At 47.8% G+C, this 24,018-nt stretch carries 20 protein-coding genes; 8 read left to right on the top strand and 12 right to left on the bottom strand.

Annotated elements, in window-relative coordinates:
- Positions 1 to 83 precede the first annotated feature (83 nt).
- A complete protein-coding gene (locus tag H5T41_06505) occupies positions 84 to 896 on the bottom strand; it encodes a TIM barrel protein (protein ID MBC7108421.1) in 813 nt (270 codons plus the stop codon).
- A gap of 229 nt (positions 897 to 1,125) precedes the next feature.
- On the opposite strand from H5T41_06505, the gene H5T41_06500 reads away from it, so the two are divergent.
- From H5T41_06500 to H5T41_06490, 3 genes are read left to right on the top strand one after another with little or no spacing between them, the layout of a single operon-like run.
- Positions 1,126 to 1,608: an adenosine-specific kinase gene (locus H5T41_06500; protein MBC7108420.1), complete on the top strand. Its 483-nt coding sequence runs from the start codon at positions 1,126 to 1,128 to the stop codon at positions 1,606 to 1,608.
- Positions 1,553 to 2,383, top strand: a complete 831-nt coding sequence (locus H5T41_06495; GenBank protein ID MBC7108419.1) for a class I SAM-dependent methyltransferase — start codon at positions 1,553 to 1,555, stop codon at positions 2,381 to 2,383. The genes H5T41_06500 and H5T41_06495 overlap by 56 nt, the downstream gene beginning before the upstream one ends.
- Positions 2,380 to 3,183 (top strand): DNA-3-methyladenine glycosylase 2 family protein, encoded by an 804-nt coding sequence (locus tag H5T41_06490; protein MBC7108418.1) that lies wholly within the window; start codon positions 2,380 to 2,382, stop codon positions 3,181 to 3,183. Before H5T41_06495 ends, H5T41_06490 begins: the two co-directional genes overlap by 4 nt.
- A 23-nt stretch (positions 3,184 to 3,206) precedes the next feature.
- On the opposite strand, the gene H5T41_06485 is transcribed toward H5T41_06490, so the two are convergent.
- Positions 3,207 to 3,581: a helix-turn-helix domain-containing protein gene (locus H5T41_06485; protein MBC7108417.1), complete on the bottom strand. Its 375-nt coding sequence runs from the start codon at positions 3,579 to 3,581 to the stop codon at positions 3,207 to 3,209.
- A gap of 416 nt (positions 3,582 to 3,997) precedes the next feature.
- On the opposite strand from H5T41_06485, the gene H5T41_06480 reads away from it, so the two are divergent.
- Positions 3,998 to 4,771: a thiazole biosynthesis protein gene (locus tag H5T41_06480; protein MBC7108416.1), complete on the top strand. Its 774-nt coding sequence runs from the start codon at positions 3,998 to 4,000 to the stop codon at positions 4,769 to 4,771.
- Between the two features lies 1 nt (position 4,772).
- Here H5T41_06480 and H5T41_06475 read toward each other — a convergent pair whose 3' ends face one another.
- Positions 4,773 to 10,142: an ATP-dependent helicase gene (locus H5T41_06475; GenBank protein MBC7108415.1), complete on the bottom strand. Its 5,370-nt coding sequence runs from the start codon at positions 10,140 to 10,142 to the stop codon at positions 4,773 to 4,775.
- 182 nt (positions 10,143 to 10,324) lie between these two features.
- On the opposite strand from H5T41_06475, the gene H5T41_06470 reads away from it, so the two are divergent.
- Positions 10,325 to 11,377: a carboxypeptidase regulatory-like domain-containing protein gene (locus H5T41_06470; protein ID MBC7108414.1), complete on the top strand. Its 1,053-nt coding sequence runs from the start codon at positions 10,325 to 10,327 to the stop codon at positions 11,375 to 11,377.
- Between the two features lie 51 nt (positions 11,378 to 11,428).
- On the opposite strand, the gene H5T41_06465 is transcribed toward H5T41_06470, so the two are convergent.
- Together H5T41_06465 and H5T41_06460 are read right to left on the bottom strand one after the other, a co-directional pair.
- Positions 11,429 to 12,028: a fumarate hydratase C-terminal domain-containing protein gene (locus tag H5T41_06465; protein MBC7108413.1), complete on the bottom strand. Its 600-nt coding sequence runs from the start codon at positions 12,026 to 12,028 to the stop codon at positions 11,429 to 11,431.
- A complete protein-coding gene (locus H5T41_06460) occupies positions 12,025 to 12,894 on the bottom strand; it encodes a fumarate hydratase (GenBank protein MBC7108412.1) in 870 nt (289 codons plus the stop codon). Before H5T41_06460 ends, H5T41_06465 begins: the two co-directional genes overlap by 4 nt.
- A gap of 116 nt (positions 12,895 to 13,010) precedes the next feature.
- Between H5T41_06460 and H5T41_06455 the strand changes: the two genes are divergently transcribed.
- The 3 genes from H5T41_06455 to H5T41_06445 are packed head-to-tail and all read left to right on the top strand — an operon-like array spanning position 13,011 to position 15,550.
- A complete protein-coding gene (locus tag H5T41_06455; protein ID MBC7108411.1) occupies positions 13,011 to 13,946 on the top strand; it encodes an ABC transporter ATP-binding protein in 936 nt (311 codons plus the stop codon).
- Positions 13,947 to 13,950: 4 nt separating this feature from the next.
- Positions 13,951 to 14,784, top strand: coding sequence for an ABC transporter permease (locus H5T41_06450; protein MBC7108410.1), 834 nt, complete (start codon positions 13,951 to 13,953; stop codon positions 14,782 to 14,784).
- A gap of 13 nt (positions 14,785 to 14,797) precedes the next feature.
- Positions 14,798 to 15,550 (top strand): competence/damage-inducible protein A, encoded by a 753-nt coding sequence (locus tag H5T41_06445; protein MBC7108409.1) that lies wholly within the window; start codon positions 14,798 to 14,800, stop codon positions 15,548 to 15,550.
- 31 nt (positions 15,551 to 15,581) lie between these two features.
- On the opposite strand, the gene H5T41_06440 is transcribed toward H5T41_06445, so the two are convergent.
- The 7 genes from H5T41_06440 to H5T41_06410 all read right to left on the bottom strand — a co-directional run bounded on the left by H5T41_06440 (position 15,582) and on the right by H5T41_06410 (position 23,960).
- Complete coding sequence (locus H5T41_06440; GenBank protein ID MBC7108408.1) at positions 15,582 to 16,622, bottom strand: hypothetical protein; 1,041 nt, start codon at positions 16,620 to 16,622, stop codon at positions 15,582 to 15,584.
- Between the two features lies 1 nt (position 16,623).
- Positions 16,624 to 16,917 carry a DUF424 family protein gene (locus tag H5T41_06435; GenBank protein ID MBC7108407.1) on the bottom strand — a complete coding sequence of 98 codons (294 nt, stop codon included), beginning with the start codon at positions 16,915 to 16,917 and terminating at the stop codon, positions 16,624 to 16,626.
- A 1-nt stretch (position 16,918) separates the two neighbouring features.
- A complete protein-coding gene (locus H5T41_06430) occupies positions 16,919 to 19,549 on the bottom strand; it encodes an ATP-binding protein (protein ID MBC7108406.1) in 2,631 nt (876 codons plus the stop codon).
- A gap of 171 nt (positions 19,550 to 19,720) precedes the next feature.
- Positions 19,721 to 20,233, bottom strand: a complete 513-nt coding sequence (locus H5T41_06425; protein ID MBC7108405.1) for a DUF367 family protein — start codon at positions 20,231 to 20,233, stop codon at positions 19,721 to 19,723.
- 776 nt (positions 20,234 to 21,009) lie between these two features.
- Positions 21,010 to 22,104: an ATP-binding protein gene (locus H5T41_06420; protein ID MBC7108404.1), complete on the bottom strand. Its 1,095-nt coding sequence runs from the start codon at positions 22,102 to 22,104 to the stop codon at positions 21,010 to 21,012.
- A gap of 346 nt (positions 22,105 to 22,450) precedes the next feature.
- The gene (locus H5T41_06415; protein ID MBC7108403.1) at positions 22,451 to 23,392 is read right to left on the bottom strand and encodes a permease; all 942 of its coding nucleotides are present in this window, start codon (positions 23,390 to 23,392) and stop codon (positions 22,451 to 22,453) included.
- Positions 23,393 to 23,516: 124 nt separating this feature from the next.
- Positions 23,517 to 23,960 (bottom strand): PadR family transcriptional regulator, encoded by a 444-nt coding sequence (locus H5T41_06410; GenBank protein MBC7108402.1) that lies wholly within the window; start codon positions 23,958 to 23,960, stop codon positions 23,517 to 23,519.
- Positions 23,961 to 24,018 lie beyond the last annotated feature (58 nt).

The raw sequence follows: 24,018 nt of genomic DNA, 5'->3' as shown, positions 1-24,018 counted from the left end.
ACAATGGCATCGAGTGAAAAATCTCGTTCAATGTGATTCCGATTGACTCTCGTTTCCATTGGCTTGATAATTTCCTTTAAACCCTAATCCTTTACATTCAAGAGTATTTCTCTCATCCTAACCGCGTCTTTTTCGAGTAATGGAGTCTCGCTGATGATCGTGATGTCGTTAGATCTCTTTTTAAGACAGGGAGCGAGAAGTGCAAAATCCGGAGATTTCGCATCGAGAGGCAAGTGTTTCTTCTCACCAGCATCGGTAAATTCAACGGAGCTGAAATGAATGTGAAGACGTCCAGTGTAGATCTCTTCAAATGACTTGATCAAGTTTTCAAAATCATCTTCGGTCTTGATACTACCGTTGCTCCTTGCATGAAGATGCGCAAAATCGATTACTGGACAGGTGCCTTCAATCTCTTCGACAACTTTTGCAATTTCTTGAGGCGTTCCCCAATATCCTTTTTTCCCCATCGTCTCGAGCCCGAGGTATACGCCGCTACCTTCATCTTCAAGCTTCTTGCAGCAGCTCCTGATGCCTTTGACAATATTCTTTGTCGCGACGTCTGGGGATGTCGTGCCGTAAGAGCCGGCATGAATGACAACGATCCATGCACCCATCGCATCGGCAGCCCTCGCCGATCTCAATACCCATTCTACACTTTTCTTGATCGTCTCTTTATTGGAAGAGTTGAAATTGATGTAATAGGGCGCATGAACACTCAGCAGAATACCAAAATCCTTTGCTTTTTCGCCGATCAATCTCGCTTTCTCTTCGGACATCATGACCTGCCTGACAAACTGCACTTCGAGCGCGTTAAGACCGAGAGTCCTAATTCGTTCAAGGGCGTCAACTGGTCCTTTGCTACCCTCTGGATATCCCGCAGGTCCGAAATAATACACAAAGATGAATCGACGAGCAGCGATATTAACACTGCTTTTCCACCTCGACGATCATTCATCGATCGCGCGACAGTTAAAAAGTCGTGCGGTAATCGGTCTTTGAAGTTTTCTAGTAGATTGTAATTGTTGAGCTTCATAGTAATTCGCTGGTGCGAACACTTCTGATCGCATCAATTCCGGCTCTAAAGATTTTTATTGGTGGAGATGATGTATACACTGGGATGAAAAGATGAAGATCGAATCGGTGCTCATTGAGAAACCTCACGACACGAACGTCATCATCGGGCAGTCACATTTTATCAAGACAGCTGAGGACCTCTACGAAGCGCTCATTACTGCCGCACCTGGCATTAAATTCGGGATCGCATTTTGCGAGGCGTCTCAGGACAGGCTGGTGAGAGTTGAGGGCAATGACGAAGAATTAAAATCCTGCGCAAGTCGCAATGCGATGAGAGTCGGCGCTGGTCATTCCTTTATCATTATTTTGCGGAACGCGTATCCGATCAATGTTATGAAGAACATCAGGGACGTTCCAGAAGTCTGCTCGATTTTTTGCGCAACTGCCAATGAAGTCGAAGTGATCGTTGCTGAATCGCAACGAGGACGTGGGATCGTCGGCGTGATCGATGGTCAGCCACCAGTAGGAGTCGAGGGTGATGAAAAAGTTAAAGAAAGACGTGAGTTCCTCAGGAAGATCGGATACAAGCGATAGGGGAGCATTCGAAAGTCTGGATGAATACGAAGCATCGGCGAAATACTACGATATCTGGACGGAAGATTTCAAAGACGACATCGATTTTTATGTTCAGCTCGCTGAAACGGCGGGATCACCGATTCTCGTCTGCATGTGCGGCACAGGCAGAGTTCTGATTCCGCTTGCTGAGAAAGGTTATGAAGTGACCGGCGTCGATAGAAGCTCCGCGATGCTCGACCGATGCGCTGAGAAAATTGAACTTCTCGATGAAAAGATCCAGGAAAGAATTGATATCATCCAGGGCGATGTGAGATCGTTCAGAACATCGAAACGATTCAAATTGGCGATCCTTCCCTACAATTCATTCATGCATCTTCTTGACACAGAAGATCAAGAAAAGGCACTAAGGAACATCGCCGCGCATATGACTGATGATGGTTTGCTCACAATCGCTATCATCAATCCGAAGTTCACGAGGATGGGCGGAGCACTATACCATGCTGGAACGAAATTGACGCCCCAGGGTGAAATCATTTCTCGATTTGAATCATGGGATTATGATTTAGCTTCGCAGAGAATTACGATTCACTCTTTTTACGATATCTCGAGACAGGACAGGCAATTGAGGCGCGTGACGACGACATTTACGCTTCGATATTCCTTTTACAGAGAAATGGTTGAACTTCTCAAACGATGCGATTTCGACATGCTCGATGTTTATGGAGACTACTCGTTCTCGCCGTTCAAGAAGGATAGCGAACTAATGATATTCCTGGCAAGGAAGATGCGATGATCGTAAGACCGATCAACCTTGATCACACCCTTGGTTGTGGACAAGTCTTTCGATGGAGAAGGCAAAAGGATTGGTGGGTCGGAGTTGTTGACTCGAGGATCATTGAACTGAAACAGAAAGATGATTCGATTGAAGTGCGTGGAAATGTTGATGAGGATTTCCTTTGCCGATATTTCAGAGCAGAAGATCAGGTTGAGCGGATTTACAGCGATATTTCCAGGGACAATTATATCTCAAATCTCGTGATGCGATACGCAGGGCTAAGACTGATCAGACAAGATCCCTGGGAATGTTCCGCATCTTTCGTCCTTGCTACCTACGCAAACATTCCGCGCATTGAAAAAATGATTGAGAATCTATGCATGGCTTATGGAGAAAGAATCGATGGCCACCATTATTCATTCCCCACACCAGAGAGCATTGTAAAGAATGAGAGAGCTGCACATGATTGCGGTCTTGGCTTTCGATGTAAAAGATTCATCCAATTTGCCAAGCAAGTTTATGACGGCAGCATCAATTTTGATGAGCTCAGAGAAATGGAATACGAGGATTGCATTCGGGAACTCAAAAAGTTTGAGGGGATCGGCGATAAGGTCGCAGACTGCATCGCGCTCTTTTCTCTCGATCAACTGGAGGCTTTTCCAATCGATGTTAGGATTGCGAGAGCCATGAAAAGGCACTATGGTGTCGAAGGAAACTACAAAAAAGTCAGCGCCTTCTGTCGATCGTATTTCGGCGATTATGCTGGTTATGCACAAGAATTCATCTATCTTTCAGAGGCGAGGCGTGATTCGGGATGATTTTGCACTGATGAAAAAGCCTGTTATTCCATCTGAGGGCAGATGCATTGAGGTGCTTTAACGCCCGTATAACTTTCGTAAATCGAAACGAGCATCCCGCTCTTCTTGACCATTTCGCAGATTCTGCAGGTCTCTGTCACAATGTCCGATCCATTGAGGATCCTCATGGCTGCTCGCTCTACCTCTCTCTTAAATTCCTCGTATTTTTCACTTGTCTCGATTTCCCTGCTCGTACCGCGCTTCGATTTCAGATACTGCGAGATCGCAGCGTCAGTTACTCCGAAACGGCGGGCGACCTCGGCCTGCGTCATTCCGTGCTTTTCAACAAGTTCCCTAGCCAATTCCCTGCGTATTGATGGCAGCACATACCAAACAATCAGCTCACATGGGATCTTCATATCGACCCGTGATATCTTAACGATATTAAAGATTTTATAATTTCTCTTTCGACTTTCTTGTAGAATCGACAAAAAACTTGGCCAGATGCAGCTTCAGATTCTTCGTATTGATAAATGAGATCTTCACCAGAATTTGCGAATAAAAGGTAATCGAAGGAATTGATTCAGAGGCAGATCACAAACTAGATTTTCAATTTCAGACCATCCCTTAGAACAATTTCGTAATCGTGCGGCACTTTTGAACTCTGAGGTTGCTAGAAAATATGCGGGATTTTTCATAGCTAGGAAGTTCTCAAATTTATGTAAACGCACAGCGTTGCCTCCAGATTTCACAGTTGTTCGCATTTCAAACAACAAATTCATAAAGGAAGATTGTTGTTTCATGGGTAATCCTAAAATTGAACAGGTGTCGTCTCATGCCAATTGACGAGGTTATCATTACAAGAAAAATCGTCGAACGGTTTTCGAGAGAGTTTATCGAGAATCTCGATGTAGATGTTGTCATTGCGGGTGCTGGGCCCTCGTCCCTCACGGCTGCGAGATATCTGGCCAGGGGAGGAAAAAGAGTCGTTATTTTCGAGAGGCGTCTCTCGCCCGGTGGCGGCATGTGGGGAGGTGGAATGACTTTCCCGATCATCGTCGTGCAGGAGGAGTCAAAATTCCTTCTCGAGGAGATCGGAGTCAGGCTCAAAGACGAGGGAAATGGCTATTACACAGCGGATTCGGTTGAATCATCAGCTAAGATGATTGCCGCTGCAATCGATGCAGGCGCTCGACTTTTTAACGCGATTACGGTCGAAGACGTGATGATCAGGGACTCAAAGGTGACGGGTGTTGTCATAAATTGGAGTGCCGTGGAGATCGCGGGTCTTCATGTTGACCCAGTGAGTGTAAGAGCAAAATACGTGATCGACGCGACAGGTCATGCAGCGGAGATCTGCAAGATTGTGCAGCAAAAAGCAGGAAAACTGCGCACGCCTTCAGGCAGGATCGAGGGCGAGAAGAGTATGTGGGCAGAGGTTGGCGAAAAGATGACTGTCGAGAACACCGTCGAGGTATTCCCGAATCTTTACGTAACGGGTATGGCCTGCAATGCTGTTATGGGAGCGCCCCGGATGGGGCCGATCTTTGGCGGCATGTTGCTATCCGGAAAGAAAGTCGCCGAACTCATCTTAAGCAGAAAGGAGTGAATCAAACTTCGCCCGGATGAGTTTTCTCGTAAAACTCCTGCACTTCCCAGTCAGGGATCTTCTCCTCCCTGCTCTTTCTAAGCGTGAAATGATTAATCCGTAAATGGGTGTTGAGTATTCTCTTCGCCTCCTGACCACCAGAGAATTCGTCGAGGTACAGATCGGTGCCAAGGCGATGAGCTTTGAAACTGCCGATCAAACGAGACCCTTTGAAAATCGCTTCAGCACGCTGTCCAATCTCTTTCTTTAACCACGGTTGCAAGTAGAAAAAGAGATGATCGTCCGTCGTGAGAACGAATCCGTCCTCACATTCGATCTCCTTCAAAGGCAGATCGTCCTTCAACATCCAGTAAAGCGTTTCATCATCGCTGACGAAATATCCTTTGACAAGGAGACCATCTTTCTCGAGAGAAGCGAGCAACTTTCTCAATTCCCTCATAGGCATGATGAAGTCCAGCATCCTCGCGAGGTTTTCAGCGCTGAAGATACCGTAATTCTCGAAGAGATGTTCAACGAGTTTGACGCGCGCGGCGTCCGCGCTGAGATCGATCTCTGGCACGACCGATATTCGCCTTCTCCCATCAAAATAGACGGCTGAATTTTCCACGAGTTTTTTAAGCGCCTCATACGTTTTTCCGTAGCCAAGCGGTGACGCCGAGAATAATTCCTCTTTTGAGATTGAAGAATGGTCATTGAGGACGCGGAGGAGGAGTTTCATATCATCGGTCATTTCGCCATTCCTTGCCTTTCGGCAAAGTGAGGCAAATTCGATGGTCGTGTAAGTCATGAAGGAGGGGATCACCTGCGCTCGAACAAGCATTCCCTGTTCAACGAGTTTTCTTAACGGGACCTTCACCCTACTCCTGAGAAAGGCGGGCGGATCGGCCCTGAATCCCCCTGTTTTCCTCACCGCCTCGAGCACGTTCTCAAAGTTATTCTGCGGATAAATCGATTGTTTCGAGAAGATGTATTGAAGAATCTGTTCCCATGCGTAGACCTGCGGAACAAAGTTTCCTTTGATCAGAGATCTTCCTATTCGGTGATATCCAGCATTGAAAAATTTCCCGAGGAGCTCGCTGGATATCTCCTCAGCTGGTACGCCAAGTGCTTCTTTTACTCTTACAATATCGTAGCCCAATTGCCGATAGAAGACCATGGTGTCATCGATCGCATTCAAAACCTCATCGAGTGCGCCATGGTCATCAAGATCGATCGCCCTGATTTCGACGCATCCGCTCATTTTCCACTTTTCGATTGCTCCAATCAGTGTCCCATCACGCATGACTGGATAAATCCATTTATCGCCGTACCTCGATGTGATCTCGGCCCAAAGGAGTTGAACCGAGGGATCGTGAAGCGATCTGATACGAATCTTTTTTCCGGACTCAGAGAAACTTTCGAGCTTTTCGAGCTCATCCGCTAAGACAAACATCTCCGCTTGCGATTCTCCCACAACAATTTTCGCTATCCCCTCTTTATCAAGAATCGCTTCAATTTCTCCCGATGAGAAGCCAGTATAGCCTACAATCGCTTGCATCGAAACTGGACCATAAGCTCTGATGAATCGCCTAACAATTTCCTCCTTCGCATCACCTTCGTACGGTGCGACATTGAGATAAGCGTAAATGTTCTCTCTCGAAAGATTTTCGTTTTCGTCATACAGCCTGATGACCAGGAGATTTCTATCGAGCCTCTCGAGACTTGTTCTCAGCTGCTCTTTCGTCATGTTGACCAGGGAGGCGAGTTGCCTGAAACTGAGGCCATCGTGGCGCCTGATGAGATCAAGTATCTCCATTTCCCGCTGTCCAATCGCCGATGTTCTGTATGCAGAAACGTAAAGTGGCGCATCATCCGACAAAACATACCTAACCCTCCCCCTATGGAAACGTCCGAGGAGTATCTTGCCCGACTTTCTTAAGCGCTCCCATTCATCCATCGTAAACCCTGATACACGGTAAAAGACGTCGAGGGGATCACCCACTCCTCCAAGGAAACGAAGGCATTCCTCAATCGAATTGAAAGGTCCATCAAGCTTCCACCTGCGATAAGATTCGACTGTCTTCGAATCGAATGCCGCAAAGTTCTCACTTCTCAACCTGAGATAGTCGATGCGAAGCATGTACTGTGGCTTTTCTGAGACGATGAACTTTCCTTTAACGAGGATGCCCTCGTTGACGAGCGATTCAACGGTATCGAGAACCTTTTCCTCTGCCAACATCAATGCATATGCGATCTCCTCAACTGTCGCTGGACCGTTTGAGGCGAGGAATTTGCGCACAGCGATCTGCAAGGATTCCTCATACGGTCTTCTCGAGATTTCTCGTCGCTTAAAGTACCACTGGCCACCTCTATGTGCAACTCTTCCGACGAGCTGGGTTGACTCTAGAACATGGATAATCCTGCTCACCGTATCAAAATTAATTCCGAGAATTTGGGCAATTTGCGCCTGCGTTTTTTCCTCGCTGAGCGTTTCAAGAGCTTTTCGCTCGAGATCGCCAAGCGGTCGTTCTCTGCTGAAAATGGTCGCGTATGTATTGAGATCTTCAGCAGCAACGAAGTAAAAGTCATCGATGAAGACCGATGCAATCTTCATCTCTTCGAGAAGTTCCTCTGCCCACTTTTCGACGATCTTTCTTTCTTTCGAAGCATATGGATAGATACTCCGCGCTCGCTCTTTGAAAATTCTCATTGGCCCTGTGAGTTTGAGCAAATTGAGAATATCCTCTTTTTTCTCGATCATCCCGATTTTCTTTCTGAAATAAGCGGTGACCTGCTCCGCCTCGAACTCAAATTCCGATAGTTCCGTAACAAGAACTTTCGAGAGAATCTTGCGATGGAGCTCCTTCAGGAGAGAGCTGCGGTCCTCCATCAGCACGATATCCGAGATACCAGCAAGGATCACTCCGTGCGCGAACGGCGAAGGAATAGAAGAGTAGTCAATCGCCTCGACAGCGATCTCCCCTTTTTCAATTAATGATAAAATGAGCTTTGCATTTTGAAGATCCATGACGTCGTTGAGAATTTCCCTATAGGTCTCCTCAACGATCGGCATGTTCTCAATGTTACCAAGTGCGTCGAGAAGATAACTCGAACGGATCTGTTGCCTGTTGACGGAAACCTCCCTCCCTTTGTAGTTACGCAGAATCATGAAGCTCCTTGCGGCCGTGTGGCGAAACCTTTGTTTGAAAATCTCGGAATCCCTGACGGCGCGCCGGAGAATATTCTCAAGCTCGTCGCTCGACACAAGCTTCTCAATCCCATCGAGATCGACCCGCTTCGGCACGTTCAACAGGAATGCGTCGTCGGTCACTGATACGCTGACATTGCAGTTGAGAGATTTTGTGAGTTGGAATGCGTACGCACGAGAAAGAGCATCGTTGACGCGCCTTCCGAATGGAAAGTGAAAGACGATGCTGTAATTACCAGCCATATCCCTGTAACCTTCGACCGCGAGTACGCGATCATTCGGTATTACGCCGCAGGCTGCCTGCTGCTCCTTGAAGTAACTGATAATTGAATTGGCAGATCCGTAATCGATGTTGAAATCAGAGACGAGCCACCTCATTGTTTTTTCGTCACCTTCCTTCAGTTTCGCCGCCATCTCCCTGCGGAAACGTGCAATCTCGATGGAGAGATCAAAGCTCCGCGGTAACATCTCGCCTGTCCACGAAGGGACGGTCGGTTTCCTGCCTGTCGCCGTCCTGACGAAAACCCTCATACCTTTTGTCCTAACATACTCGTAAGTTCTACCACCAAGAACAAAGATGTCTTTTGGCGTGAGACGCTCGACGAATTTTTCCGAGAGATCACCAACTTGTCCTCCTTTTTCCGTATAAACGGTGTAATTCGCTTCCTCGGGAATCGTGCCGAGGTTGAGCGAGTAAATCATCCTCGCTCCCCGTTTCCTCCCAAAACGCCTTTCCTCCTCATCGTACCAGATTTTAGAATAGACACCCTCAAACTCATCCTTGCTTCCCAGGTAACGGAGGACATCGTAAAATCGCTCTTCCGGCAGATTCCTGTAGCAGTAGGAGCGACGGATAATTTCCAGCGCCTCTTTCACATCCCACCGCTTTTCGATCGACATGCCGACGATCGTCTGTGCCAACACATCGAGACAGTTCTCGGGGATGCTCACCCTGTCGATTTGATTTCTCTTAACAGCCCTCGAGAGCACGGCGCATTCGACAAGATCGTCATTGTCAAAGACAATGATTCTGCCCTTCGAAGTCTGCCCATAACCATGGCCGCTTCTCCCGATTCGCTGGAGCGCTTTCGCCACCGACTTAGGCGAGCCGATCTGGCACACGAGATCAATCGACCCGATGTCGATTCCCAACTCGAGGGATGTCGATGAAACGACGCATTTCAATTCACCTTTCTTCAGTCGCTCCTCGACATCAAGCCTTGTCTCCTTGCTCAAACTCCCGTGGTGCGCTTCAATCGCCTCGACGCCTCTTTCTTTAAGCTTGTAAACGACGTTTTCTGTGCCAGATCTTGTGTTGGTGAAAATGAGGGTTGTCGTGTGCTGCTCGATGAGATCCTTCAATAAATCGTACATCTTCGAATTGACAATTTCGTAAGGCAAGGCGGTCATATCGTCGGTCGGACAGAGGACCTTCAAATCAAGATTCTTCTGGCTTCGAACCTCAACAATCTTGATAGGCCTTTGCCTTCCATTCTCAAAACCGACGAGAAACGCAGCAATCTCCTCAATCGGAGCGAGGGTCGCCGAGAGACCGATTCTCACGAATGGTCTTTCGCAATACGCTTGGAGCCTTTCAAGCGTCAGGGAGAGCATCACACCCCTCTTTGAGTCGCAGAGCTCATGGATCTCGTCTACGATCACGTATTCCACTTTCGAGAATCGCTCTCGAAACTTCGGGGCTGCCAGAACCAGCGCAAGCGATTCCGGTGTGGTGATAAAGATGTGAGGCGGCTTTCTCAGCATTCTCTGCCTTTCGTAGGAGGAAGTATCACCGGACCGCACGCCAACTCTGATATCTGGAAATTCTAAGCCTTTTTTTTCAGCGAGTGCTCGCATTTCCCTCAACGGTTCCTCGAGGTTTCTGTTGATGTCGTTCGCGAGCGCTTTTAAGGGGGAAACATAAACTGCGTAGACTCTGTCTTCCAGTTTTCCTTTCTTTGAATAACTGATCAGTTCATTGATGATCGCCAGGAAGGCGGTCAGGGTTTTCCCTGAACCAGTTGGCGAGGATACGAGGACGTTTTCCCTCCGATGGATGAGGGGGATCGCATAAGATTGCGGCTCAGTCAGATCCGCAAACTTGCTGTTGAACCATTCCGCGATCAGCGGATCCATGAGAGCGAGTACTTCTTCTTTCGTATAGCATCGTGTAACTCGTTCCATCATCGGTTTATCTCTCCAAATTGAAAATCAAAATTCATTGATCATTCTTGTATTACTAATTTGCGAAGGGGTGCCTCTTGAAGAAGGAGTCGACCCACGTCGATATGGATTAGCGCAGATCGCCGTGATTTCTCATGTTTCGCAATTAATTTATTCTCAGCAGTCTATAGTGCACACCTGCCATGAGAAACCTTTCTGCCTTTCTGCTCGCCGCTATCCTAATCTCCTTTCTTTTATCGCCAATCTCTATTCAATCGGTTGCGCAGGAGGGCAACGAAGTTTATGTCAGAGGGTTTGTTTTCAACGAAAGGGGCGCGCCACTTGCTGGGGTCAACGTAACTGCGATCAACACGACGACAAACTCCGTGTTTTTTTCCGTCTCAAATATTTCCGGCGAATACAACTTATCACTTCCTTCCGGCACTTACAACATTTCAGCCTCGTTGACAAATTACACGGCAAATATCACCTATTACAACATTATCATCGACCCGTCACATCTTCCAATTCTCAATTTTACGATGTCCGAGATCCTTGGAACTTTAACAGGTTACGTGACAAACGGGACAGCGCCAGTACCGGGAGCGACCGTCCACCTGCGAAGCTCTAAAAATAATTACACAGGTGTTTCGACGAGTCCGCTTGGCGAGTATACCATCAGTGGGATTGCGCCAGGGATCTATATCGCTTATGCGGAGAAACAAGGATACTGGACTTCATACTTTAACGAGCCAGTCGTCATCATCAGAGGGAAGAAGACAGTCCTCAATTTCACCCTCGTCGAGCAACCTGCGAAGCTCTATGGACGAGTTTATTTCGGGGATAGTCCAGTTGCTGGTGTACAAGTAGTGTTGCAATCGCAGTCTTTTTCAGCTTCAACGACAACAGATGCAAACGGCAATTACACACTATCAAACGTTCCAGCTGGAACGTATTCCCTCACGTTCAGAAAACAGGGATATCAAGAAAAGACTGTTCAGATTACCCTTTCACCATTCGAGGAAAAACGCTACGATTTTTCCATTGAAAGAGAGGCGATCGAGGAAAGCAGTGGATTCATTCCAGGCTTCGATCTCCCGCATTCCCTGATGGTCGTCGCTCTTTCCGTCGCGATCATCATACTGATCATATCCTTATTTATCCGATTCAAGATCGTCCAGAATCCCGAATTGATGGCTCAAGAAGAGCCTGAAATCGAGGAGAAAGAGAAAGAAGAAGCTGAAGAAGAGAAATGATAGCCTCGTAATTTCCATTTTATATTTTGAAAATAGAATAAATTAATCTTTTCATTCTCTTTTGAGACCTAGCATCTGTCGTACTGCGAGAAGATTACTCATCACATTTCTCTCGACCTGTTCGTAAAGACTCTCACCGTTTGTATCGATCGCGACGATGAGCGGTCCGAAGTCTTTCACCTCAAAGATCCATAGTGCTTCTGGCATTCCTAAGTCGAACCATTCAACACCGACAACCTTCTTGATACTTTTCGCCGTCGTAACAGCGGCGCCACCCGTGACGGCGAGGTAAACGCAGCCGAAACGCTTCATCGCATCGACGGTTTGCCTTGACATTCCCCCCTTTCCGATGATCGCTCTCACCCCAAAAATCTCAATGAACTTCGGTTCGAGCGCGTTCATCCTTGCACTCGTCGTTGGACCAGCGGCGAGAACTTTCCATTCGCTACCTTCATTCTTCATAATCGGCCCACAATGAAAAAGCGCCGCACCTTTCAGATCCACTGGAAGCTTTTCTCCCCGTTCGTGCATTTCGAGCGCACGACGATGCACCTCGTCCCTCCCCGTATAAATGATGCCATTGAGTCTGACCGTATCACCAACCCTAAGCGACCTCACGAGCTCTTCAGAAAGCGGGGTGCTGAGAATCATTCAAATCCCTCTAACGAATAAAGAACCGTGCCGTCTTCAAAAATCCTCGCCGTCGCCTTTCTCGCCGCCCAGCACTGCAGGTTGATCGCAACTGGCAAACTCGCTGTGTGGCAGTATGCCATTTTGATCTTGACGCCGAGGACTGTTGTTCGTCCGCCGAGCCCCATTGGCCCGATACCAGTCTGATTGAGCGCCGTGTGGATCTCCCGTTCCAGCGAAGAGAGAATGGGATCGGTATTTTCTTTCTCGAGAGAGACAAGAAGCGCTTCTTTCGCCAGAGTCGTCGCGATATCAGAAGATCCACCGACACCGATACCCACAATAATCGGCGGACAGGGCTTCCCTCCGGCGTTGACAACAGTCTCTAGAACGAGTTCCTTGATTCCCTCGATGCCATCGGAGGGGTTGAGCATTTTCAACGCGCTCATGTTTTCGGATCCGGCACCCTTCGGCATGACGGTGATTTCGAAATAATCTCCCTGTGACGGTAAAAAATGAACGAAAGGCATCCGTTCACCGAGATTGTTGCCTGGGTTCTTGCGCGTAATTGGATGGACGACATTTGGTCGCAACGGAATCTCTTCTGTCGCCCGTCTCACGCCAGATCTAATCCCTTCAAACACTTCCGAGCTGCAATCGCCCCTGACGAAAAAGAGGGGGATCCCTGTGTCCTGACAGATCGGGATCGAACATACTGATGCCATTTTGATGTTGTCAAGAATCGCCTGGAGCTGCACCCTTGCGACATTTGAAGTCTCTGATCCAATTGAATTTTCAAGTGCACGGAGGACATCGCGGGGAATGGCAGTCGAAGCTTTTCGTAGGAGATTGACAACAACCTCTTCGATTAGCTGAGAGGAGATCATCAGATCACATGAAATGTATGACGACGTTTGGAAAAAATGTTTTGCTTGCCTGACCAAAAGATTAATATCGCAACTCCTTCGTTCAACGGTTTACTCAAAAACCGCAGGTCATTCATATGGATGCGCCCATTGTAATTGAAAATTTGACAAAGGAATTCAATGGTTTCAAAGCAGTCGACGCGCTGAATCTGACGATCAAAAAGAAATCGTTTCTCGGTTTTCTCGGCCCGAACGGTGCTGGAAAGACGACAACGATCAAAATCCTGACGAATATGCTTTCCGCGACTTCAGGGCGCGCATTCCTCAACGGGATCGATGTGACGGAAGATCCAAAGAGAGCGCTTGCTGGTGTTGGCGCTGTCGTCGAGACGCCTGAGTTTTATCCTTATCTGACGCCGATCGAAACGTTGAGCTACCTTGGCACTCTGAGAGGGATGTCCAAAGGAGAAATTGAAAAAAGAAGCAGAGAGGTTTTGGAGATTGTCAAGCTCACGGAGTGGGCGAATAAGAGGATCGGAAAATTTTCAAAGGGGATGAAACAACGCCTCGCGATCGCACAGGCGCTTCTGCACGAGCCGAGTGTCCTCATCCTCGACGAGCCAACATCTGGTCTCGATCCGAGGGGAATGGTCGAGGTCAGGAATATTCTCAAGGAATTGAAAAAGGGTGATTACACGATCTTCATGAGTTCACACCTCCTCAACGAAGTCCAGGAGGTTTGCGAGAGCGTCGCCCTGATCGATCGGGGGAAACTTTTGCTGCATGACACCGTCTCCTCGTTGATCAGCAAGACAAGGGTGAAAGACATCGAGGTGCGCGTGCTACAGTCTTTGGATGGCTATATGGTCGATCGCATAGCTCATTTCGATGGTGTCATTTCAGTGGATCCTCTAGGGGATCGACAACTCAAAATCGCCTTTGACGGTGATGAGCAGATGCAGGCAAAGTTGCTGACTGACATTCAGGCACTTGGACTCAGGGTCGTGAGTTTTAGAGAGACGGGGGTCGCGCTGGAGTCGCTTTACATGTCGTTGATCAAGGATTCAAGGTGAGGAAATGACAGACAGTAACAAAATCCCATCAGATCTCAATCAAATGATGACCGTCACGCGATACGAATTCCTCAAATATCTGAGAAGCAAGCGCCTCCTTGGGATTTTTGTTCTTGAATTCCTCATGATCGCGCTCATCATGATCGTCCCTCCTGCATTAGGAAGAGATTATCCAGAAGATCCTGCAGAATTCTCACAGCTTTTCATTCAATGGGTTTGGTTTTTGATCATCGTCGGAACGACTTTACTGGCAAGCGATTCCCTTGTTTCGGAATTTCAGAACAGGACGGGGTACCTCATCTTTCCCAATCCTGTGAAACGAGGCGTCCTCTTTGCAGGAAAGTTTCTTGCATCGATCGGCATCATTTCTGCGGCGCTGGGAGTTTTCTACGGCGTTTCGTCTGTTCTCGTGTTCGCGATCAATGGCGGTCTTTCTGATCTGACAGCGTCATCATTTGGCCTCGCGATTCTCTTCGCGATTGCGGCCGTGTCCGTCGCATATCTCATCAGCGCAGTCATGAAGGGCTCAACTGGGGCACTCGTTCTCACCTTCGCCCTCTTCTTTCCGATCCTTCTGATCGCAGATGGCATTCTAACATTCGCGAAGGTCAAGCCGGATTTCTCGATCAGTTTTGCCTCCGGCGCGATCAATTACATCATGGAGACGCCGTATCCAAAAGATTTTGTTCAGACAATAGATCTACCAGGCGGCGGTGTCTTTGAAATCGCAAATTATTATCCCGATGTGACGACAGCGATACTCGTGGCCATTGCGTACATCGTCATTTCATTATTACTCGCATTCGTGATTTTCTCGAGAAGAGAGATGTCAGCGTAGTGGAGGAGATCGATTGAAAATCGAGATCATTCATATCGGCGATGAGCTTCTCACTGGCGAAATCAACCCTTATCCAACACAGATGATACATTTAATCAGAGAGAGAGGCGCCTCGATCAATATGATCACCATACTTGGGGATAATAAGGAAGAGATTGTTGATTCATTACGATTCGCCGAGCAGAGGGGCATCGATTTGGTCATTGTGACTGGTGGCCTCGGTCCGACACTCGACGATGTGACGCGGTACGCCATCGCTGATTTTCTCGGCGTTGACCTTGAGATTCATCAGGAAGCGGTCGGCTGGCTGAGCGATGCAGTCGAAAGAATGTACGGAAAAAAACCAGTTCTGACCGACGAGGCGCTTAGAATGGCCACAATTCCTAAAGGCACGATTGCCCTCAAGAATATCACTGGAGCGGCTTGCGGGATCGAGGCGAGGAAGGGAAAAATGACAATATTCTGCCTTCCTGGCTTTCCGAAAGAAATGATCCCGATGTTTGAGGCATACATTCTCCCGAGAATAGAGGGTGAAAATGTTTACACGATGGAGATCAGAGCGTGGAGGGGCGAAACGACAATGGAACCTCTTTTTAACCAGATCGTCAAGAAATACCGAGTGAAAATTGCTTCTTTGCCCGACGAGCAATGGCGGGAAAGAGGAAATAGAGTAATAGTCAAAGGGGAGAAAGAGGAAGTGGAGAAGGCTGTAGAGGAGCTGAAAGAGCTCATCGAAAGATCAAAGGATGCTTTCCTCGAGGAATGAGTCTTGATTTTGCTTTTTTTCATTTCCCCGTTCATCTTTCATGTAAGGACGGGATCAAAAAGATCTGGTTTTCGTGAACGACGACTTTCACTTTCTTTTCTTTGACGTTATAAGAAAGCGGTTTCCTGATGACAACGGGCTTCATCGTTCCCGGGTCGAGGAGCTCGATTTCCTTCTTCTCTTCTCTCAACACGACCGTTTCCGCGATCCTCTCGCGTTCCACGACCACACGGGCAGACTCCAATTCACCGCTACCGAACATCATTGATTCATGAGTCTCGAGGTTAACCAATTTCGCCCCATGCGCACCGATCCCCTCGACATAATATATCTGTCCGTTGTGACGAATAATATCGCCCACGCGATAAGAAGGTAGCCTGACGAGGTAAGTCACCCGCTTGACATTCTTCCCATCTTTTCTACCAACGAGCTTCGCGGACTCTTTGAGCTCCGCTCCATGCAATCTCGAAATTTCCCTCGAAATGGATTTGCCAAGCGATGATGATGACAGATAAACATCGAAACCACCCTGTTCTTCCTTGATCTTCGAGATGAACGCGTCCCTGCTTTTCCTCGAAGCAATTGCGACAAGCGCCTCGATCTCAGAAAGCAGCGCTTCTCTTTCCTTTGCCGGAAACGCTCGATTCCTTGTTCTCACTTGGATGATCGATTCGTAATAGGAACCTTTGATTTTGCTGCAACGCTGACACAATCCCTTCTTGACGCGCACTGTCGTATTCAACGGTTCATTTTTGACGAGATTTTCGAATCTGATAGTAAGATCAAGAGCCAAATTGTAATTCCTCTCGTCTCGCTGGCTGATGATGACAGTGGCGTCTTCAACCCAAGCACCTTTACGAAGAATAATCGATTGCAACGCAATTTCTTTGGCGGCGTCTTCAATCGAATCGTACTGTTTCCACTTGCCTTCAAATAAAAATTCGCCGCAGAGTGTACACTCAACCAGGTCGACGTGATCCGGGATATCCGAAAAGCGCGTCTGAGCAATGAAGCATGATGCGCATAGATTTTCATATGTAGGACCTTCACGGCCGCACTTGACGCAGAACATTCTAAATTCTCACCATCTGTGCGTGAGGAACACCGGCGATCCTCAGCACGCACTCCTCATTGATAAATTTATGCTCGATCGCGATCCTCACCGTCAGCTCTCCAACGAGATTGGCGATCGTCGCGATCGAAAGCCTGTTGACCAACGTCTCTTCATCCACATCCTCGCCTTCATAGAAGTCCCTGACCACCTCGAGGTGCAATTCCCCTTCTCTGAACATTCTCCCGAGGAGGTCTTTATCGCACGCCGCAACGACGATATCCTTTCCCCTCCGATAAACACGCGCTGTGATCAACTCATTCCTCCGACGCCAGCTTGTAATAGCCTGGTGAGGGCGAATAAATTTCGCCAGCCGTGCTCAAACGTTTCAGAAGAAGCCTCACTTTGTCCTCTGAAATTCCTTCCCTATCCGCCGCCTGGACCAGCGTTTCAACCGAGACGCCTTTCCTTGGATCCGATAAATCAGAAATCAGTTTCCTCAGCACACCGATCTGCTCGCGCTGTGACTTGCTCGTCCCCGTTGTGATGATGTCGATATCCAGTCTTCCAGCTTCGCCGGCGATCTTTCTCAAATAGTATTCAACGATCCTGACCGCGCGATTTGCATCCTCAGCTGTGACAAGAGGGCTCAGCCTCGCGCGTGCACTCGCCTCGGAAAGGCGGATGAAAGCCTCAAGCTGTCTCGCGGTGATTGGGACAGAAGCGCCTTCACCCTCCCCCTGTTTTCTGATCTGAAGATAGTAATCATGAATGATTTTCATCGCTTCATCCGTCAACACAGGCACAAAGCGCTTCGAGTACGCGATGTACTTCCTGAAGAAATCCCTCGAAAAGACTGGTGTAAGCTCCTGGCTATCGGCGATGATTTGATCGACCTTGATTTCCTTGATCTCGCTCGGATCCTTGTATTTTCTCAGCTGTCCCCACCGATGCGCTTTAAGAATGTGATCGGCGATCTTCGCATCGAGCTCTGCGTCTGGCTTATCAGTCATGGCGAAAATGAGATCAAATCTCGACAGAAGCGCGGGCGGGAGGTTGATCTGGTCGGCAATATAATTATGCTCTTCAAATCGACCGTATTTTGGATTGGCAGCGCCGAGAATCGCGCATCTACACTGCAATCGCGCTGTGATTCCCGCTTTTGCGACTGTGACGGTCTGGCTTTCCATAGCCTCGTGCATTGCGCTCCTGTCATGTTCTTCCATCTTATCGAGCTCATCGATCGCCGCGATTCCCTTGTCAGCGAGAACGAGGGCCCCAGCCTCCAAAGTCCAGCGACCCTCGCCGAATTCATCTTTGACTGCTGCAGCGGTCAATCCAGCGGCTGAAGACCCCTTTCCCGATGCGTAGATGCCTCGGGGCGCGAGTTCGGACATGTAGCGCAGCAATTGGCTGTTGTGCGAAATGATGCCATTCGCAATGAAATTGTGCGTCTCCTCGACCTCAATATCATAGACCCATTCGTCCTCAGCCCGGATTTTTTCAATCGAAACGATTCGATCCCAAGAGAGCCCCCTCGCGTAGCCGATCGTCTCGTCCGGTCCGGCCCTCCCTGGCCCCTCCGCAACCGCGATATACCTGCCGATTTCAAGTTTCGAGATGCTGCGCGGCTGTACCCAGGGACCGTTCTGCACGAAAAGCGGGTGTGTCGAGGTCGCAATTAACGTTCTACCCCCAGCAGTTGTCACGCGAAGAAGGTGATCTGGTGATCGCCGCTTCCACACCCTGACTGCTTTTCCTTCTTCGACGATTCCGCGATGCGAGAAGGTGAGAACCGTGAAATCGGTTTCGGCATAAACACCATCGTCAACTTCTACAGAATTCTTTCTTGCCAATACCTCCTCCACAATCTCCCCGATCTTTCGCTTTGTCCCATCGCCCAGTGTGATTTCAGTCTCATACGTCACACATTTCGCAACACCAGGATCACCGACGAGGAGGATGTGAATGTCGCCCCTGATCCTCGTCCCGTCTTCGAGTTGCTTCGGTACACCCCCAAAAAGCTGAAGGGCGATCGCCTCCTTTTCAATCTCATAGCCATAGATCGCTGGTGAAATCGACTTGACGATTTTTTCAAAAATATCGGGGCTTCTCGCCTGACGTATGATTTCCTGCTCATCCTCCTCGCTGATCGTGATCTCCTCATATTCGTGTTGTTGAAATTCTACGGAGTTGATATCGAGATTAATGTCGAAGAGCGTGGACTTGATCTGAGCACCTTTCTGCACAGATCGCAACACGCCATTGAGAATAACCCTGTCGCCTGGAGAGATCTTGCCAGCAATGTCATCTTCAAGATATCCGATGAGCCTTTCCGGCTGAGCGCCTCCCCTCAGACCTTCCGGGCTCTCCTGAATCTCAATTTTCTGTGTATCAACATAATGTGACTCCTCCGTTAGCAGCTTGAATTTTGTTGTACTCGCGGTCCGACCGCATCCGCCTTGTTCCTTGTAACATTCGAGTGGTTCTTTGAAATAAAGGCCTTCCTGTGGCTCTCTAATAACCTGATTGCAGCGCATGCATTGAAAAAGTGCGCTCGTGATTTTTGGTCGGACTTCTGTCGCCTTTCTCACAAGACCTTCGACAGAGATGAGTTTGCCGAGGTGCTTGCTGCGGAGCTTCCTGATCTCGATTCTGCTGTCTCTTGGAAGACTAACGATTCTCAAATGGATATCAACGCCCTCCCTGCCAGGAGGGATCATCTTTCTGATTGCCTGTTCGCCTGTCCAGAGCGTTTTATGTGGATGTTGAAGTAAATAATCGGCGATGTCGGGATCGAACTGGTCAATGTCAGAATATGAAACGAGAACGCTTCTCAATTCAGGGTACATGTCCGAGACTTCTTTTACTTTCAGTCTGTACTCTGTTGTCTCGAAGAATTCTTCCCATCTGGCGATGAGATCCTCATTCGTGTACTCGATAGGCAAAAAATCCCTCCTTTTGGCGGACGGATCGGCTTTGCATTCTTGCGAAGAACAAAGAGGTATAATAGTTTTCCAATTAAACTAATTTAATTAACAACTGAAGTTGAAGTGAAAGTAAAGTGAGAAAATCAATACCACCTATCAGAAGAATGAAAGGAGAACGCTGGTATCATCTTACTCGCTTTCACAATATTCCTTCTGAATTTCAACAACTTCAGCGCTCGTCTTCGCACGAGCGTAGCGTTCAAGAGGCTCTCGATTGAGCGCGAGGAAATTATCACCCCAGGAAAACTTGGAGAGGATCTTTCTTGCCTCATCAGGAAATCCCAGTATGAAAAGCGCCGCGGCGACAGCCTCAACGCTGCTCAATTTCGTCGGTTTCCCCCAGTTGACTGGATTGGCTGCGAGAAGATAGGGAAGCGCGCGCTGCTCGACGTCCTTTCTGATTTTCGGAAACAAATCGATATGCTCCCATGAGATGTCCATCACGACGATCCCCCTCTTCATCGCCCTCTCCCTGTCTTCGACGGACAAAGCCTTCTCTGCCATTGGGTTGAGAACGATGCTGCCCCTCGGAATCTCGCGGAGCAGCTTAATGGTCTTTACCAGACGTAACCTGGACATCTTCTTAGCGGTACATTTTTTTGGATCGCATTGGTCACCGTTGTAAACATATAATGGGATCATCTGCAGGTACTGGTTATATGCATCACTATTAAAGATTTGGTATTTTATCATTTGGAAGGGAGACCAATAAACATTTCCTTTTCATATTCATATTATTCTACCTAGATTTTTCTATTTTTGCAGATAATATTACCACAATCATGATCTTCCATTGCATGTCCAGCATCCGTCACCGAAAAGCATGGATTCAGATTTTTCAACACGAATACAGGAATACCCTCTCGTCTTTTTCAAACAGTTCTTGAACAAATGTTCTGGCATATATAGATAACACAATTGGTCGCCTCCAACTTATTCTTGGAATTTCCCCTCTTTCGAAATGAGCATCTTGAATATATTTCCAGATTACATATGCAAGTTACTTTTTTGACTTCTTTTTTGGCGCCAGTTGTATCACCTAACTGGATAAACGCAAGATAAAGAAGTTTTTGGACAGACCCTTTTGGCTGTTGCATCGAAGACATTATTCTATTCACAATCAGTGCTTCGATCTCCCGTCTTTTGCCCAGATCTTTCGCACAAACCACAAATGCATGAAACACTGCAAAAAACATGATATGCTTCTCAACCCAGTGACTCAGGCTATCTCTTGAAGGGCAGCGCCGATTTCCTGCATCAATCTCCATTTTCACATGTTTTAAATAGTGACAAGAAATCTTTGCATTGGACGCTTAGCCATCACGGAAAATTAATTTTCAAATTCTTGGCTTCGGCTTTTGAGTATGCCTACCTGTAACTAGGTATAGCCTCTATTACTTAGCATTCTCGTGGCGAAGTTACTCTGGTAACGACTCCTCCCTCAAGCCTCGCATCAGGATTGGATCCGCAATTGAATACTTTCCGTCCCTCTGGATTATGACACCGATTTTGATCAGATTCCTGATGAGAGTTGTAACGGCACTGTTTGCAATGGAGCGCGATTCCGCTACCTCGATCGTGGACTTGATTTGCGACCAAGTTGCCTCTCCCATCTTAGAGAGGAAATTCAGAATCATGCCGTAACGTCTCGAGTAAGCAACCATTTTCATGACTTCCTCCCTCGAAAGCTTCCCAGCTTCGGAGGCGACCATATCAACAATTTCCTTTGAACATGTTTTCTTGTCTCTGCACCGCACGCCAAATAATGTTAGCCAGCCCGGTACGCCATCAAGTTCTTGAACAGCATATGCCAGCAGATCTGCGGAAGGTTTCATTTTGATCTGTTCGAACCCCACAGTAAGAAACTCCTCAGACATTTGAGGAGTGAAGGTTTTCATTTGAATCTCGACAAAGTGTCTCCCATACAATGGAGAGTCCGGCTGATCAAGTCCCAGGAAGTCGAATAAGAGGCCGACCTCGGAGCCAGTTATGACAACGGTGATATTGTGATAGGTATCAATAACATGAGCCAGTATGCGGAGAATCCACTTATCTCCACGTATAACTTGGATTTCATCAAACGCTATTACGAATTTCTTTTTCCTGCCCTCGGCCCACTGGTTAATCTTGGAGAAAAGTTCAGCGAGATCCAATCCCTTTTTGCTCCACTCGAAGCTGATTTCGCTTCCAAGAATGGAGACTCCTTTGATTTGCTTTAATGAGTCAACAAGGTCCGAAAGCCACTTCTTATCAATCTGTCTGAATGCCACTTCCAATCTTCGAATGATGTCAGCATGGGAGGGATTGAAGGGCAATCCTCGGAGGTCTATCATAATGTAAGGGTGCCCACATTCAGCCAGTGCTACATTGACAAATGAGGTCTTTCCAGTTCTGCGAACGCCTGTAACTACAATCAGAGGTGCGTACACCAGGGCATTGAAAAATTCTTCCAGTTCCTCTTCGCGATCATAGAGGTCTTCCTTTCTCGTTTTAGGTCTTGGATCAAAATACATGTATGGGTACCCCTACCAAGTAAGGGTCCCCCTACTAATAAAACCTTCGTAAGCATCTGCATCTATCTCCATTAAAATAAGAACGCAATCCGATCAAATTCTGCAAAAAAAAGCTTCACATTGAATGGCGAAATCGATTGTCGAACAACGGAGATATCTCAACGAATGAGAGGTTGCTGGTCATGTCGCCAGTGCGATGTCTACATCCAATTCCTTGCGGTAAAATGTTTAACGCTTAAGGGATTGCCTACGGCTGAAGGATTAATTGAAAAACATTGAAATTGAACCGATGCGCCAGCAGGTTGTTTTCGATTCGACCTCGCTATAAATGATTAAGAGCTGGCTTCTACCTCAAGATCGGGACGAGAAAATCTGAGAGATAACCTGTGAATATCGCGATGCCTAATATCACAACGATGAAAGCGGCAAGCAATTTCCTTTTGAAAATCGCGGCTAGCATCGTAAGCTCGGGAATACTTGCTCCCGCCCCTCCGATGATCAAGGCAATTGCAGTACCGACACTCATTCCCTTTTCGACAAGTACGAAACCGATAGGGATAATTGTTTCTGCCCGAATGTACATTGGAATGCCGATCGCAGCCGCCACAGGGATAGCAAATGGATTGCCAGGTCCAGCGTATTGAACGATGATATCCTGCGGTACGAAGCCGTAAATAAACGCGCCGATCCCAGCGCCGATGAGTAGATATGGGAACATGTGAAAGAAGAGAGACCACGCGAAAGTACCAGCCCTTTTCAATCGCGGCGCGTGTCTCCTCCAGAAATCATCAGTCGCCGATATCGGAATTTCTTCTTTCTCCTCTTTGCCAACGACCTCGACGGACTTCAAATAGCACGCGAACCCCATTGCGTCGAGAACAAGACCAATGATAATGGCCGAGACAAATGCGACTACTACATAAATGACCGTGATGCTCGACCCCAGAAGTAAAAGCAGCAATCCGATGATGACAGGATTCAGCAGCGGAGAGGCGATGAGAAAAGACATTGCGATCGCAAACGGAACGCCAGCGTCCACTAGACCGATGAATATCGGAATGGTCGAGCACGAACAAAATGGAGTCAGAGATCCAAACACCGCCCCGATCACACATCCAAAAACCTTTCTCCTATCGCTCCCAAGAGCCCTTCTTATCTTTTCCTCCGACACATACTCCTGAATGATTCCAACGAGAAACGTGATCCCAATGAACAGGATCGTCAGTTCGATCATGATGATCGCGAAGAACTCGCCAGCTTGCGCTAAGCTGTTGATCGTTTCACTCATCTTTTCACCTCATCGAGAGGCGCCACTTTTACGACATTAGAAGTGAAGCTTCACTTCTTCGAGCCTTTCTCTGCCTCCTCCTTCGGCACGATTTTGACGCCGCAGCACCCCTTTTTCGACTTCGCTAGCCGTTCCTTGAGACTCTTCTTTTCTCCTTCCGACACTTTTCATCCCTCCCTTGATTTTGATCGGAAACTTCACCCTGAAGGGACGAGGTGCCCTCCAGTTCGTCAACCGCCCTCTGCAGATAAGGAATGACCTCATTCCATGTTGTCAGCGCGCATTCGTAAGCGTTTTTTCCCTTCTCCGTTAGACTGTAAATTTTCCGCTTTCTGCCATTGACAGTCTTACCTTCAACGGTCGCGTATCCATCCGACACGAGATCCCGCAGGATCGGATAGATCCCTCCGAAGGTCGGCGTGCAACATCCGCGCGTGAACGCCGCGAGCTTTTCCAGAATGGCATAGCCGTGGGATGGCTGATGATAGAGAGTCCTGAGTACGAGAAACTTCGTGAGCGCCATGTTGATCATCGATTTCCAGTATTCCTCATCCTCGAGTTTCACCATCGTCCTCCTTCTCTTGATTGATATTCAGAGGGTCTAGTGATAATATGAAGATCATCTA

The organism is Methanomassiliicoccales archaeon (genome assembly GCA_014361295.1).
Taxonomy (GTDB): domain Archaea; phylum Thermoplasmatota; class Thermoplasmata; order Methanomassiliicoccales; family JACIVX01; genus JACIVX01.
Note: the sequence above shows the minus strand (reverse complement) of the source record. Positions and strands in the feature narration are given on the sequence as shown.